Below are 14185 nucleotides of genomic sequence, written 5' to 3'. Positions count from 1 at the left end.
GCGGACGAGACAGGCCCCGCCGCCCGGCCCTCACAGGAGGCGGGCCTGCTCCGGCCGACGGAAGAGGCGAGCCCGGTGACCGGACCCGCCTCTCGGCCGGGCAGCCCCGCCGGCTCAGGAGTTGGTCAGCACGATCTTCCCGAACTGCTCCCCGGACGCGAGCCGCTCGAAGCCCTCGCGGGCCCGGTCCAGCGGCAGCTCCTCGTCGATGACGGGCCGTACACCGGTCGCGGCGCAGAAGGAGAGCAGATCCTCCAGCTCGTCCTTGGTGCCCATGGTCGAGCCGACGACCTTCAGCTCCAGGAAGAAGATGCGGGTCAGTTCGGCATGCGAGGGCCGGTCCCCGCTGGTGGCACCGGAGATGACGAGCGTGCCGCCGGGCCGCAGGGACTTCACCGAGTGGGACCAGGTGGCGGCGCCGACGGTCTCGATGACGGCGTCCACCCGCTGCGGCAGCCGGGCCCCGGGCTCGACGGCCTCCACGGCCCCGAGTTCCAGAGCACGCTTCCGCTTCGCCTCGTCCCGGCTGGTCGCGAAGACCCGCAGCCCGGCCGCCTTGCCGAGGATGATCGCGGCCGTGGCCACACCGCCGCCCGCGCCCTGCACGAGGACCGAGTCACCGGGCCGTACCCCGGCGTTGGTGAACAGCATCCGGTACGCGGTCAGCCAGGCGGTCGGCAGACAGGCGGCCTCGGCGAAGGACAGCTCCCTGGGCTTCGGCAAGACGTTCCAGGCCGGCACGGCGACCTGCTCGGCGAAGGTGCCCTGGTAGCGCTCGGTGAGGATGGAACGCGGCTCGTCCGGGCCGACGCCGTGGCCGGTCTGGCCGATGACGGAGTGCAGGACGACCTCGTTGCCGTCCTCGTCGATCCCGGCGGCGTCACAGCCGAGGATCATCGGCAGCCGGCCCTCCGGCAGGCCGACGCCCCGCAGGGACCAGAGGTCATGGTGGTTGAGGGAAGCGGCCCGTACGGTGATGGTGCTCCAGCCGGGACGGGCCTCGGGAGCCGGACGCTCCCCCAACTCGAGGCCGGTGAGCGGCTGGTCGCGGTCGATTCGGGCGGCGTAGACAGCGAACATGCTGCCGACGATAGGTGCCCGGTGCAGCCGGCGGAACCAGGGCCGCCTGTGACACATGCCCTCTTGCGCGACGGCACCCGTGCGGCGCAGGGCGCGGCACGGGCCCGACAGCGCCGCGCCGTCACCCGTCCGGGCGCGCAGTCGGGCGCGCAGTCGGGCGGAGGAACGGGCAGGAGAACGGGGCAGAGAGAACGGCCCCGCCCGGACAGGCGGGGCCGTTCAGCGCGACGTCACCCGCGGGCGACACCCTCGGCGCGCGCGGCAGCCGCGACCGCCGCGGTCACGGCCGGAGCGACCCGCTCGTCGAACGGGGACGGGATCACGTAGTCGGGGGCGAGGTCGTCCCCCACCACGGCGGCCAGCGCCTCGGCGGCGGCGATCTTCATCCCCTCGGTGATCCGCGTGGCCCGCACCTGGAGCGCGCCCGCGAAGATCCCGGGGAAGGCCAGCACGTTGTTGATCTGGTTCGGGAAGTCCGAGCGTCCGGTGGCGACGACCGCCGCGTACTTGTGCGCCACGTCCGGGTGCACCTCGGGGTTGGGGTTGGCCATCGCGAAGACGAAGGCGCCCTGCGCCATGGAGGCGACGGCTTCCTCCGCGACCGTGCCGCCGGAGACGCCGACGAAGACGTCCGCGCCCGCGAGGGCGTCCTCGAGCGAGCCGGTGAGGCCGGCCTTGTTCGTGAAGGAGGCCAGCTCGCGCTTGACCGGGGTCAGGTCCGCCCGGTCGGCCGACACGACGCCCTTGCGGTCCGCCACGGCCACGTCCCCGATGCCGGCCTCGACCAGCATCCGGGCGATGGCGACACCGGCCGCGCCGGCGCCCGAGATGACGACCCGCAGCTGTCCGATCTCGCGTCGGCTGAGCCGGGCCGCGTTGCGCAGCGCGGCGAGCGTCACGACGGCCGTACCGTGCTGGTCGTCGTGGAAGACCGGGATGTCCAGTCGCTCCTGGAGCCGGCGCTCGATCTCGAAGCACCGGGGCGCCGAGATGTCCTCCAGGTTCACTCCGCCGAAGGACGGGGCGAGCCGGACGACGGTCTCGACGATGTCGTCCACGTCGGTGCAGTCGAGCGCGATCGGCACCGCGTCGACGCCGCCGAACTGCTTGAACAGGATCGCCTTGCCCTCCATCACGGGGAGGGAGGCCTGGGGACCGATGTCCCCGAGCCCGAGCACGGCGGTGCCGTCGGTGACGACGGCGACCACGCTGGACTTCCATGTGTAGTCGTTGACCAGCTCCGGCTGTTCCGCGATCGCGGTGCACACGCGAGCGACTCCGGGCGTGTACGCGAGGGAAAGGTCGTCCTTGTCGCGGATCGGCACGGTGGCCTGCACGGCCATCTTGCCACCGCGGTGCAGGGCGAACACCGGATCGAACGAATCGAGGGGCTCCGCCCCTGAGTCCTGGCCCGTACCGCTGTCGCTGCGAGGATTGACGATCTCCGCTGCCACTTTGTTTTACCCCTTAGCTATGCATGGTTTGAGGGTCGACCACTCCTGGTGAGGGGTGGGCGGGCACCGCGCACGGCTCGATTGCGGATACGTACGAGCACATACGCGACGGGCGCGCCGCACACGCGCCCTGAGCCCCGGATGAGGGGTGTAAAGAACCTTCTTACCGGACGGACGGCGCCCCCGACGAGTCCATTAGGTGCAAGGTCACATCCCGGAACCGCAAAGCGGCGGGAAGGTGACGGGCGGCCGACCGCACGGGGACGGCGCGGGAGCGCCACCGGCGCGACGGGCCGGGCCGGGCGGAGAGGCGGCCGCAGGGGTGATCACATGGTGAGACACGCCGAAGATTTTCCGGCCGGAACGCCGGATTCCCGCAGATGATCCGGCGGTGATGGACCGGGGTTGTACCGACCTGATGTGGTTCGGGGGTCACCCGTTATCCGATTTTGACATAGCGACGCCCCTGAATGGCGTAGTCCGAATGGCAAGATGCCGTAAACCCACGAGGTCGCGACACCCGAAGGTGTGTGTTTCCGTCGACCCATCGGCAACTCTTCCCATCCGCCGGAGGAACCACGATGACCGCAAGCTCCACCCGTCGTACAAGCGCCGCGCGCTCACGTCTGGCCGCGGCCGGTGCGATCGCGGTCGCAGGCGCCCTGCTGCTCACCGGCTGCGGTGACCAGACCAAGGACAAGAACAAGGACTCCGGCGGTGCGTCCACCAGCACGGCTCCGCTCGCCGACAAGCTCCCGCAGTCCATCCGCAGCGCCGGCAAGATCAGGGTCGGTTCGGACATCGCCTACGCCCCGGTGGAGTTCAAGGACTCCTCCGGCAAGGTCGTCGGCCTGGACCCGGACCTGGCGGCGGCCATGGGCAAGCAGCTCGGCGTGACGTTCGAGTTCGAGAACGGTACCTTCGACGCCCTGCTCACCGGTCTGCGCTCGGGCCGCAACGACATCGCGATGTCGGCGATGACGGACAACAAGAACCGTCAGGAGGGCGTCGACCCGGACACGGGCAAGAAGGTCGGCGAGGGCGTCGACTTCGTCGACTACCTGTCCGCCGGCGTCTCGATCTACACCCGCAAGGGCGACACCAACGGCATCACCAAGTGGTCGGACCTGTGCGGCAAGAAGCTGGCCGTCGAGCGGGGCACCATCTCGGAGGACCTGGCCAAGCAGGAGGCCAAGAAGTGTCCCGCCGGCAAAAAGCTCGACGTCGAGGCCTTCGACGACGACCAGCAGTCCCAGACCCGGCTGCGCTCGGGCGGTGTGGACGCGGCCTCCTCCGACTTCCCGGTCGCCGCGTGGGCGGTCAAGAACTCGGGCGGCGGCAAGGACTTCCAGCTCGTCGGCGACCAGGTCGAGGCGGCCCCGTACGGCATCGCGGTCTCCAAGAAGGAGACCCAGCTGCGCGACGCCCTCAAGGCCGCGATGGACGCGATCATCAAGAACGGCGAGTACAAGACGATTCTCGAGAAGTGGGGCGCCGAGGACGGCGCCGTCAAGGAGTCCGCGATCAACGGCGGCAAGTGACCCGCGTCAGCGCAAGCGGCCACTGAGAGGCAATACCCGTGACTGACATCGACAAGACGGCGGACCCGAAGGGCACGCCCCCGGCCGGGGCGGAGGCCATCAAGGCCATTCCGGTCCGGCACTACGGGCGGTACGTCTCCGCCGTCATCGCGATCGCGATCCTCGTCGCGATCATCTACGCCTTCGGCCAGGGCAGGATCAACTGGCACGCGGTACCGGACTACTTCTTCGACGACCGGATCATGACCGGCGTCGGCAAGACCCTCCTGCTGACGGTCCTGTCCATGGTGATCGGCATCGTCGGCGGCATCGTCCTGGCGGTGATGCGGCTGTCCAAGAACCCGGTGACCTCGTCGATCGCCTGGTTCTACATCTGGTTCTTCCGCGGCACCCCGGTCCTGGTCCAGCTCTTCCTCTGGTTCAACCTGGGCCTGGTCTTCGAGTACATCAACCTGATGCCGTTCTACAAGGACTACTGGTCGAACTTCATGACGCCGTTGCTGACGGCGCTGCTCGGCCTGGGTCTGAACGAGGCGGCGTACATGGCCGAGATCTGCCGGGCCGGTCTGCTCGCGGTGGACGAGGGCCAGACCGAGGCGGCCCACGCCCTCGGCATGAGCCACAGCAAGACGCTGCGCCGGGTGGTCATCCCGCAGGCGATGCGCGTGATCGTGCCGCCGACGGGCAACGAAGTGATCAACATGCTGAAGACGACCTCGCTCGTGGCGGCCGTCCAGTATCCCGAACTGTTCCGTTACGCCCAGGACATCGGCCAGAACTCCGGCGCCCCGGTCGAGATGTACTTCCTCGCCGCGGCCTGGTACCTGATCATGACCTCGGTCCTGAGCGTCGGCCAGTACTACGTCGAGCGTTACTACGCCCGCGGCTCCAGCCGCCAGCTGCCGCCGACGCCGTGGCAGAAGATCAGGACGAACATGCTCTCCCTGGGCCGGCCGAAGGGTGGCATGGCATGACCGACAAGCTGAGCAAGACGCAGGACACCCCCGCCGAGGGCACCGTCCCGATGGTCAGGGCGGAGGGCGTCCACAAGTCCTTCGGCCACGTGGAGGTGCTCAAGGGCATCGACCTGGAGGTGAAGCCGGGTGAGGTGTTCTGCCTCATCGGCCCCTCCGGCTCCGGCAAGTCGACCTTCCTGCGGTGCATCAACCACCTGGAGAAGATCAACGCCGGGCGGCTGTACGTCGACGGCGAGCTGGTCGGCTACCGCCAGCAGGGCGAGAAGCTCTACGAGCTGCGCGACCGCGAGGTCGCCATGAAGCGCCGGGACATCGGCATGGTCTTCCAGCGCTTCAACCTGTTCCCGCACATGACGGCGCTTGACAACGTCATGGAGGCGCCGGTGCAGGTGCGGGGCGCCGGCAGGACGCAGGCCCGGGAGCGGGCCGTGCAGCTGCTGGAGCGCGTGGGCCTGGCCGACCGGGCCGGGCACTACCCCTCACAGCTCTCCGGCGGCCAGCAGCAGCGCGTGGCGATCGCCCGGGCGCTGGCGATGGACCCGAAGCTGATGCTGTTCGACGAGCCGACCTCGGCCCTGGACCCGGAGCTGGTCGGTGACGTCCTGGACGTCATGCGGGACCTCGCCGAGTCCGGCATGACGATGGTGGTCGTCACCCACGAGATGGGCTTCGCCCGCGAGGTGGGCGACAGCCTGGTGTTCATGGACGACGGTGTGGTGGTGGAGTCCGGCCATCCGCGGGAGGTCCTGACGAACCCGCAGCACGAGCGGACGCAGTCCTTCCTGTCCAAGGTGCTGTAGACACAGGGGAGAGGGGCGGTACGGCCATGGCCGTACCGCCCCTCTCCCCTGTACGGCCACGGCAGCGCCCGTGCCGTCACCGGCCGGCTGTCACTTCAGGGCCAGCAGCAGGGTGTCCGACGGTGAGCACCACACCGCGCGGGCCTCCGCGAACCCCTTCTCGCGCAGCACGCGCGCGTGCCAGGCGGCCGACGGCGTGTCCCCGTCCGCGTGCTCGCCGTAGATCTCGAAGCGGCGGGCGGTCGGCTCGGCGAGAACCGGGTCCGCGGCCGCCAGCCGCCACCACTCGGCCCAGTCCGGGGCCCCGCTCCGCCTGGCCTGATCCATGCGGGCGTGGCGCTGGGCGCGCTCGGCCGCGTTGATCCGGGGCGTACTGTCGTCGATCATGTGGTCGGCGTTCATGAGGACGCCGCCGTCGCGGACCAGCTCCGCGACCTGACCGTAGAGGGCCGCGAGAGGTTCGCTGTGCAGCCAGTGCAGGGCCGTCGCGGTCAGAACGGCGTCGTAGGAGTCGTACGGCAGCCGCGCCGGCCAGTCGGGATCCTTCAGGTCGGCGGTGACGAGGGAGACGCGCTCGTCGCCCGCGAACGTGCCGTGCGCGATCGCGAGCAGCGCCGGGTCGAGGTCGACGCCGGTGCTGGTGGCCCGTGGGAACCGCTGGAGCAGCCGGGCGGTGATGCTGCCGGTGCCGCACGCGAGGTCCAGCACGCGCGGGGCCGTGCCGACCAGTGCCTCGACCATGTCGAGCATGATCCGGAAGCGTTCCTCCCGGTCGGGCATGTAGCTCTCCTGCTGCCGGTCCCAGCTCTCCTGCCAGGCGGCCCAGTCCGTGCCGGTACCCGTGGTCATGGAAACCCGACTCCCCTCGGTTCGCGTAATACCCTGGAAGCACGATCGGCTGTTACCCGACCGCAGACCCGACGATAAAGCGCGCCCGTAAGGACTACAAGTGGAACTGGCCTATTACTCGGATTACGCCGTACGCCTGGTCAACACCGAGGAGCCGGCCCGGGGCAGGGACTGCCTGACCTCGGTCGAGGCCGTCCGCGACCTCTTCGGCGCCAACGCGTCGGCGGCCCGTCGCGCCACCGACGCCGACGTCACCCGCTTCCGCTCGGTCCGGGGCCGCCTGCGCTCGGTCTTCGAGGCCGCCGACACCGGCGACGAGACGCTGGCCGTGGACCTGCTGAACTCACTGCTGCTGGAGTTCCCGGTCAGCCCCCAGATCTCCGGACACGACCACCGCGACGAGGACGACCGCCCCCTGTGGCACATGCACCTGGCCGACCACCCCTCCAACGCCACCGCCGGGTACGCGGCGATCGCGGCGATGGGCCTGGCCTTCCACCTCACCGAGTACGGCGTGGACCGCCTCGGCCTGTGCCAGGCGGCCCCGTGCCGCAACGCCTACCTCGACACCTCCACCAACCGCTCCCGGCGCTACTGCTCCGACCGCTGCGCGACCCGCGCCAACGTGGCCGCCTACCGGGCCCGCAAGCGCCTGGAGGCCGACCGGTCGGGCAGCAGGGGCCGCGCCGCCGAGAGCGCCCAGCGCAGCAGCGTCAGCGGCGAGCGCTGACCGGTCCGCAGCGGCCGGAACCGCAGCAAGGCCCTCCCCAGCACCAGGTCCTCCGGTACGACCCCGTAGTCGGTGCTGTCCCCGCCCGCGTACGGGTTGTCCCCGAGCACCCACCAGCCGCCCTCGCGCCGTTCCACGGCCCGCTTGACGACCAGCAGGTCCTGCTGGAAGGGATGCCGCAGGATCACGACGTCACCCGGCCTGACCGCGGCCCCGTACCGCACCAGCAGCCGATCCCCGTGGCGCAGCGTGGGCACCATGGACGGGCCGGTCACCTCGGCCAGCCCGAAGGGCGCCACGGTCCTCCCCCGCTCGGTCTCCCCCGACAGCTCCGGCATCCCCGGCACCTCCCCGGTCCGTTCCTCCACCGGTCCCAGTCTCACCCTGGACTTTCGTCCTAAGCCCTAGGGGGCACTCACGAAAACCGGTTCCTCAGGGAGTAATGTCGCACCTGAGAAGACGATCACGAGGAAGGAATGCTCCATGCTTTCCCGCCTGTTTGCCCCCAAGGTCAAGGTCAGCGCCCACTGCGACCTGCCCTGCGGCGTGTACGACCCGGCCCAGGCCCGCATCGAGGCGGAGTCGGTGAAGGCCGTCCAGGAGAAGATGGCCGGTAACGACGACCCTCACTTCCAGGCGCGTGCCACCCTCATCAAGGAGCAGCGCGCAGAGCTGGCGAAGCACCACGTCTCCGTGCTCTGGAGCGACTACTTCAAGGCCCCGCACTTCGAGAAGTACCCGGAGCTGCACCAGCTGGTCAACGACACCCTGAAGGCCCTCTCGGCCGCCAAGGCGTCCACCGACCCGGCGACGGGTCAGAAGGCGCTCGACTACATCGCGCAGATCGACAAGATCTTCTGGGAGACCAAGAAGGCCTGATCCACGGTCACGCCGACCGGCCGGGGAGTTCTCCCGTCGCCCGGTCCTCCCGTCCGCACCCGGTCCGCAGCGCGCCGCACACGGCGTCCGCGACGGACCGGGTGCGGTCTTTTTCTCCGCCCCTCGGAGGGCGGCGGCGGTGCTGTGGGAGGCTGAGGGGATGACCGCCCTGGAGGACCTCAGACGGCTGCGCCGGGTGCGTGACCGGATGGACCGTGAGTACGCCGAGCCGCTCGACATGACCGGTCTGGCCCGCGACGCCCTGATGTCCCCGGGCCACTTCCAGCGCAGCTTCCGCAAGGCGTTCGGGGAGACGCCGTACAGCTATCTGATGACCCGACGCATCGAGCGGGCCAAGACACTGCTGCGCCGGGGCGATCTCACCGTGACCGAGGTGTGCCTCGCCGTCGGCTGCACCTCGCTCGGCTCCTTCAGTTCCCGGTTCACCGAGCTGGTCGGCGAGACGCCGAGCGCCTACCGGGCCCGCGACCACCAGGAGAGCGCGGTCATCCCGTCCTGTGTGGCCCGCCGGCTGACCCGGCCGCGACGCCGCCTGTACTGAGGCACGGCGCAGCCGGCGGTTCTAGGGTGAGCCCATGGACGTGAAACTCGCGCAGTGCTTCATCGCCGTGGACGACCACGACAAGGCCATCGCCTTCTACCGCGACGTGCTCGGCATGGAGATCCGCAACGACGTGGGCTTCGAGGGGATGCGCTGGGTGACCCTGGGCTCCCCGCTCCAGCCTGATGTGGAGATCGTCCTGGAGCCGCCGGACGCCAGCCCCGACGCCTCCCCCGCCGACAAGCAGGCGCTGAACGAACTCCTCGCCAAGGGCCTGCTGCGCGGGGTCATCTTCACCACCCCCGACTGCGACGCCCTGTACGAGCGGGTACGGGAGTCCGGCGCCGACGTTCTCCAGGAGCCCATGGACCAGCCGTACGGTGTCCGCGACTGCGCGTTCCGCGACCCGGCCGGCAACCAGCTCCGCTTCCTCGAGCGGCCGACGCGCTGAACTCCCGCGCGGGTCGGGTCCCGCCGGGGCGGGGAACCGTCCGCGTTCTCCCAGCCGTACGGGCCCTTCGGCCGGGCCTCCTCCCGGAGTCGGGCGTCAGCCGCCCCCGACGGCCACGGCCACCGCCCACGCCGTCACCTCCCACCGCCATGACCGGCGGCGGCGCACACGCCCTGCCGTCTCACCCCCAGGGCTCCACGTCCACCACGGCCGCGACCGGTACCGGCCCGTACACGTGCGGGAACTCCTCCCCGCCCGGTTCGACGGCCTCGTACCGCACGGGCGCCCCGACCCGGGCGGGGTCCACGACCAGGACGACCAGTTCGTCCGGGCCGTCGTAGTCGCCGTAGAGGAAGCCGGCGATGCGCGGGAGCTGGACCCGGGTGGAGAAGTGGATGAAGCCCTCCTCCTGGAGGGTGCGGCCGCGGGTCGACATCTCGTAGGTGCCGCTCTCGCGCGCCGCCTCCCACAGGGAGCGCTCGGTGACGTGCAGGATGTGCGGAAGTTTCGGCATGCGCCCACGCTACGGCGCCCCCGGGCCGCCTCGTGCTCAGACGGCGCTGTTCCCCGTTCCGGCCGCCGACGGGCCCTTGCGGCCGCTGCCCCTCGGCCGGGCCGTGGCGCCGGTTGGCCGGGCGGAGTCGGGGCGGGACGCGCAGTCAGGGTTGTGGCACGGGCCGGGGGACCATACCGGCACCCAGGCGCCCAGGGTCTTGTGCCGCCTGACGACCGTGTCGACGGGCTGTCCGCAGACGGGACAGACGGGTTGTTCGCTGTCCATGCCCTCAGGGTAGGCCGGTGGCGGCCCCAGCGCTTCCTGCCGTACGTCCGCACGAGCGCGCCGTTGCCGGAGCCGGTCTCGCCCAGCGGCGCTCCGGCCGGCTGCGAACCTCGCGCAGGTGGGCCCTAGGAGCTGGTGAGGCCCGCCCGGAAGGCCACCGCGTAGCCGGCCCGGCCCGGGATGACGGTGCCGAAACCGCTTGTTCGCCAGGTAGGCGTTTCGCGGCAAGGCGGCGGGCCCCGCGCACTGTGGGGTGTGCGGGGCCCGCCTGGCCGGAGGCCCGACGACCGTGCGGGGTCAGGAGCCGCACGGGTCCGGGGGCTCCGGATTCCGCGGAACTGCCGGACGGCAGCCTCAGTTGTTCCGCCGGGTCACGAACTCGGCGAGCGCCAGCAGACCGCCCGCCGCCTCGGGAACGGGGACCGCGCGGGCCAGTTCCTGCATCGCGCGAGCCATCCGGTCGGCCGCCTCGGCCTGCGCCCAGTCCCGGCCGCCGGCCCGTTCCACCGCCAGCGCCGTCCGCGCGATCTCCCCGGCCTCGGCCTCCGCGTCGAGGTACGGCTTCGCGTACAGCGCGGCGAGTTCGGCCGCCGCGGTGGTACCGGAGGTGAGCGCCGCCACCACCGGCAGGGACTTCTTGCGGGCCGCGAGATCGGCACCGGCCGGCTTGCCGGTGCGCCGCGGGTCTCCCCATATGCCGATGACGTCGTCGATGAGCTGGAACGCGAGCCCGGCCTGACGGCCGAAACCGTCCAGCGCGGCCACCTCGTCCTCGCCGCCACCCGCGTACAGCGCGCCGAGCGCGCAGGCGCAGCCCAGCAGGGCACCGGTCTTGGCCTCAGCCATGACGAGGACCTCGTCCAGGGTGACCGCGTCCGGGGCGCGGCGTTCCAGTTCGGTGTCGGTGTGCTGGCCGGCGCACAGTTCCACGACACAGCTCGCGAGCCGGGCCACGGCCGGGACGGCGGCCGGGTGCGGATCCTCGGCGAGCAGCCGCAGCGCCAGCGCCTGGATCGCGTCCCCGGCGAGGATGGCGTCGGCGTCGCCGAACACGGTCCAGGCGGTGGGCCGGTGCCGCCGGGAGGTGTCCCGGTCCATGACGTCGTCGTGCAACAGGGTGAAGTTGTGCACGAGTTCGACCGCCACCGCCGCGCGGACGGCCGCCGCCCGGGCCGCCGGTCCACCGAGCGCGGCTGCGGCCGCGAGGACGAGCGCGGGCCGCATCGCCTTGCCCGCGTTGCCCGCCGCCGGCGTGCCGTCCGCCTGCTGCCACCCGAAGTGGTAGAGCGCGATGCGGCGCATGGAGCCGGGGAGTGACTCGACGGCCGCGCGCAGCTCGGGGTCGACGAGCGCGCGGGTGCGCTCCAGCAGTGCCGTCGCCTCGTGCCCGTCGGGCGGACCGGCGGCGGCCTCCCCTGTCCTCACCGGCGACTCCCTCTGTGTGCCGGGACGCGGCACACCGGGGACACGCTGTCCGGTCTCCGTCATGAACTCGGCCATGGATCCCCCTCGCCAGGTCCGCGCGGGGCGGTGTCACCGGCCCGGCTGGACGCGTACCCCCGGGGCCTACCCGTCCGCGCCGACGGGGACACGGCCGCGACGTGCGCAGACGTCACCCCCACCGGCCGATCTCGACGTTCTCCAGCACACCGAGCGCGTCGGGCACCAGGACGGCGGCCGAGTAGTACGCCGTCACCAGGTACTTGATGACGGCCTGCTCGTTGATGCCCATGAACCGCACGGACATGCTCGGTTCGATCTCGTCCGGGATACCGGACTGCCGCAGGCCGATGACGCCCTGGTCGGCCTCGCCCGTACGCATCGCGAGGATGGAGGTCGTACGGGCCTCGCTGATCGGGATCTTGTTGCACGGGTAGATCGGCACCCCGCGCCAGGTGGGGATGCGGTTGCCGCCGATGTCGATGGTCTCCGGGACCAGACCGCGCCTGTTCAGCTCGCGCCCGAACGCGGCGATGGCGCGCGGATGGGCGAGAAACAGTTTGGTGCTGCGGCGGCGGCTGAGCAGCTCGTCCATGTCGTCCGGGGTCGGCCCGCCGTCGTGCGGCTGGATCCGCTGGTCGTACTCGCAGTTGCTGAGCAGACCGAACTCCGGGTTGTTGATCAGCTCGTGCTCCTGGCGCTCCTTGAGCGCCTCGACCGTGAGCCGCAGCTGCTGCTCGGTCTGGTTCATCGGCTGGTTGTACAGGTCGGCCACACGCGAGTGGATACGCAGCACGGTCTGGGCGATGCTCAGCTCGTACTCGCGGGGCCTGGGTTCGTAGTTGACGAAGGTGTGCGGGATGTCGGGCTCGCCGGAGTGGCCGGCCGCGAGTTCGACCTCCTTCTCGCCGTACTTGTTGGTCCGCTGCCGCGGGAGCGCACGCACCTGGTCGAGGTGTTCGCGCAGGGTGTCCGAGCGCTCGGCGACCTGCTCGAAATCCTGGCGGCTGAGGATCAGCACCGTGGTCGCGGTGTCGGCGCGGGCCGTGTACTCCCAGATGGAGTCCGGGTCGACCAGCGCCTGGTCGCCGAAGTAGGCGCCGTCGGCGAGGACACCGAGGACGGCCTCGTCGCCGTACGGACCCGTGCCGACCTTCGACACCCTGCCGTGGGCGAGCAGGTAGACCTCTTCCGTCCGGTTCCCGAAGTCGGTGATCACCTCGCCCGGCGCGAAGTCCCGCCGGCGGCAGCGCCTGGCCAGCTCGGTGAGCACCTCCTCGTCCTCGTACGACCGCAGGGCCGGCAGTTCCCCCAGCTCGGCCGGGATGACCTCCACCTGGTCACCGGTCTTCACGAAGGTGACGCGGCCGTCGCCGACGGCGTAGGTCAGCCGCCTGTTCACGCGGTACGTACCGCCCTGGACGTCCACCCAGGGAAGCGTGCGCAGCACCCAGCGGGAGCTGATCTCCTGCATCTGCGGAACGGACTTGGTGGTGGTGGCCAGGTTCCGCGCTGCCGCCGTCCCGAGGGACTGCTGCGGCCTGCCCTGATCCGTGCGGACCTCTTCGCCTACCGACATAGAGAAATGCCCTCCCATGTATGCCCGGCGCCCTGTCGCACGGAGCACCGGTCTCGGGTCCGAGCCTCTCATCACTTTCCGTGGTCACACCATTACCCGAAAGAGGGGGAATGGATCATCGGACTACTGGGCACAAAGAGGGATCCGCCTCGCCCCTCCCCGGTGGCCCTCGATGCACCGCCTGTCCGGATCGGCTCGCACAGCGTACGAACGATGTGTCCCTGGACGTCCGGTTTCGGTAGAAGCAGGCAGAACGGATCGGCCGCGACCGGCGGCCGGACGGGCACGGCAGGAAGGAGTCGGTCATGGCCCCACCCATGTCGGCGAGCGGATTCCTGGACGCGCTGCGGGCGGGGGGCGTCCTCGTCGCCGAGGTCGGCGACTGGCAGCACCACAACCGCAACCACAAGGGACCCTGGGGTCCCGTGCACGGCGTGATGATCCACCACACCGTCACCCAGGGCAGCGCGCGCACGGTGGAGCTGTGCCGCGACGGCTACCCGGCGCTGCCGGGCCCCCTGTGCCACGGCGTGATCACCAAGGACGGCACGGTCCACCTGGTCGGCTACGGCCGCACCAACCACGCCGGGCTCGGCGACGACGAGGTGCTGCGCGCGGTGATCGCCGAGCGGGGGCTACCGCCGGACAACGAGGCGAACACCGACGGCAACCGGCACTTCTACGGCTTCGAGTGCGAGAACCTCGGTGACGGCGAGGACCCCTGGCCACAGGCGCAGCTGGACGCGATCGAACGGGCCGCCGCGGCGGTGTGCCGGCACCACGGGTGGACGGAACGGTCGGTCATCGGGCACCGGGAGTGGCAGCCGGGCAAGGTGGATCCCCGGGGGTTCACGATGGCATGGCTGAGGGAGCGGGTGCGGGAACGGCTGAAGGGCTAGGGTCTTTCGTTCGGATCGGGCCGGATCAGGGAGCGGGTTCTGGTGCCGTGCATCGCAAGGCGGAGGAGGGTTGCCATGGCGGAGCCATGGCAACCGACGACAACGCGGCGAGGCGCGGTGCCAGGGCCCGCGAGCCCGGCATGATCCGAACGAGAGGGCCTAG

The 14185-nt window shown here is 70.9% G+C and carries 16 protein-coding genes; 8 read left to right on the top strand and 8 right to left on the bottom strand.

The features are described 5' to 3' along the window. Positions 1-114: 114 nt before the first annotated feature. Both ACF1BE_RS17390 and ACF1BE_RS17385 read right to left on the bottom strand, forming a co-directional pair. On the bottom strand, positions 115-1080 hold the full coding sequence (locus ACF1BE_RS17390) for a zinc-binding dehydrogenase (protein WP_392199889.1): 966 nt from the start codon (positions 1078-1080) through the stop codon (positions 115-117). 230 nt (positions 1081-1310) lie between these two features. Next, on the bottom strand, positions 1311-2534 hold the full coding sequence (locus ACF1BE_RS17385; RefSeq protein ID WP_392199888.1) for an NADP-dependent malic enzyme: 1224 nt from the start codon (positions 2532-2534) through the stop codon (positions 1311-1313). A 581-nt stretch (positions 2535-3115) separates the two neighbouring features. On the opposite strand from ACF1BE_RS17385, the gene ACF1BE_RS17380 reads away from it, so the two are divergent. The 3 genes from ACF1BE_RS17380 to ACF1BE_RS17370 are packed head-to-tail and all read left to right on the top strand — an operon-like array spanning position 3116 to position 5852. Next, the gene (locus tag ACF1BE_RS17380; protein WP_392199887.1) at positions 3116-4075 is read left to right on the top strand and encodes an ABC transporter substrate-binding protein; all 960 of its coding nucleotides are present in this window, start codon (positions 3116-3118) and stop codon (positions 4073-4075) included. A 38-nt stretch (positions 4076-4113) separates the two neighbouring features. Beyond that, positions 4114-5049 carry an amino acid ABC transporter permease gene (locus ACF1BE_RS17375; RefSeq protein WP_392199886.1) on the top strand — a complete coding sequence of 312 codons (936 nt, stop codon included), beginning with the start codon at positions 4114-4116 and terminating at the stop codon, positions 5047-5049. After that, complete coding sequence (locus ACF1BE_RS17370; RefSeq protein ID WP_392199885.1) at positions 5046-5852, top strand: amino acid ABC transporter ATP-binding protein; 807 nt, start codon at positions 5046-5048, stop codon at positions 5850-5852. The genes ACF1BE_RS17375 and ACF1BE_RS17370 overlap by 4 nt, the downstream gene beginning before the upstream one ends. 90 nt (positions 5853-5942) lie before the next feature. Here ACF1BE_RS17370 and ACF1BE_RS17365 read toward each other — a convergent pair whose 3' ends face one another. Beyond that, the gene (locus ACF1BE_RS17365) at positions 5943-6701 is read right to left on the bottom strand and encodes a class I SAM-dependent methyltransferase (protein ID WP_392199884.1); all 759 of its coding nucleotides are present in this window, start codon (positions 6699-6701) and stop codon (positions 5943-5945) included. A gap of 100 nt (positions 6702-6801) precedes the next feature. On the opposite strand from ACF1BE_RS17365, the gene ACF1BE_RS17360 reads away from it, so the two are divergent. After that, positions 6802-7431, top strand: coding sequence for a CGNR zinc finger domain-containing protein (locus ACF1BE_RS17360; RefSeq protein WP_392199883.1), 630 nt, complete (start codon positions 6802-6804; stop codon positions 7429-7431). On the opposite strand, the gene sodX is transcribed toward ACF1BE_RS17360, so the two are convergent. Then, positions 7335-7769 (bottom strand): nickel-type superoxide dismutase maturation protease, encoded by a 435-nt coding sequence (gene sodX, locus ACF1BE_RS17355; protein WP_392200048.1) that lies wholly within the window; start codon positions 7767-7769, stop codon positions 7335-7337. The genes ACF1BE_RS17360 and sodX overlap by 97 nt on opposite strands. 145 nt (positions 7770-7914) lie before the next feature. Between sodX and sodN the strand changes: the two genes are divergently transcribed. The 3 genes from sodN to ACF1BE_RS17340 all read left to right on the top strand — a co-directional run bounded on the left by sodN (position 7915) and on the right by ACF1BE_RS17340 (position 9323). Continuing rightward, positions 7915-8310, top strand: coding sequence for a superoxide dismutase, Ni (gene sodN / locus ACF1BE_RS17350; protein WP_392199882.1), 396 nt, complete (start codon positions 7915-7917; stop codon positions 8308-8310). 160 nt (positions 8311-8470) lie between these two features. Next, positions 8471-8872 (top strand): helix-turn-helix transcriptional regulator, encoded by a 402-nt coding sequence (locus ACF1BE_RS17345; protein WP_121786983.1) that lies wholly within the window; start codon positions 8471-8473, stop codon positions 8870-8872. 34 nt (positions 8873-8906) lie between these two features. After that, the gene (locus ACF1BE_RS17340) at positions 8907-9323 is read left to right on the top strand and encodes a VOC family protein (protein WP_392199881.1); all 417 of its coding nucleotides are present in this window, start codon (positions 8907-8909) and stop codon (positions 9321-9323) included. Between the two features lie 181 nt (positions 9324-9504). Here ACF1BE_RS17340 and ACF1BE_RS17335 read toward each other — a convergent pair whose 3' ends face one another. The 4 genes from ACF1BE_RS17335 to ACF1BE_RS17320 form a co-directional block, all read right to left on the bottom strand. Next, positions 9505-9837 carry a DUF952 domain-containing protein gene (locus ACF1BE_RS17335; protein ID WP_392199880.1) on the bottom strand — a complete coding sequence of 111 codons (333 nt, stop codon included), beginning with the start codon at positions 9835-9837 and terminating at the stop codon, positions 9505-9507. Between the two features lie 36 nt (positions 9838-9873). After that, positions 9874-10104, bottom strand: coding sequence for a hypothetical protein (locus ACF1BE_RS17330; RefSeq protein ID WP_392199879.1), 231 nt, complete (start codon positions 10102-10104; stop codon positions 9874-9876). 354 nt (positions 10105-10458) lie between these two features. After that, on the bottom strand, positions 10459-11604 hold the full coding sequence (locus ACF1BE_RS17325; RefSeq protein WP_392199878.1) for a family 2 encapsulin nanocompartment cargo protein polyprenyl transferase: 1146 nt from the start codon (positions 11602-11604) through the stop codon (positions 10459-10461). 112 nt (positions 11605-11716) lie between these two features. Next, entirely contained in the window at positions 11717-13123 is a 1407-nt protein-coding gene (locus ACF1BE_RS17320; protein WP_392199877.1) for a family 2B encapsulin nanocompartment shell protein, read from the bottom strand. 305 nt (positions 13124-13428) lie between these two features. Here ACF1BE_RS17320 and ACF1BE_RS17315 point away from each other — a divergent pair, with 305 nt between their 5' ends. Beyond that, positions 13429-14022, top strand: a complete 594-nt coding sequence (locus ACF1BE_RS17315; protein ID WP_392199876.1) for an N-acetylmuramoyl-L-alanine amidase — start codon at positions 13429-13431, stop codon at positions 14020-14022. The last annotated feature ends 163 nt before the right edge of the window (positions 14023-14185 follow it).

The organism is Streptomyces sp. NPDC014991, from assembly GCF_043080665.1.
Lineage (GTDB): Bacteria > Actinomycetota > Actinomycetes > Streptomycetales > Streptomycetaceae > Streptomyces.
This window is presented reverse-complemented; position numbering and strand designations above follow the sequence as displayed.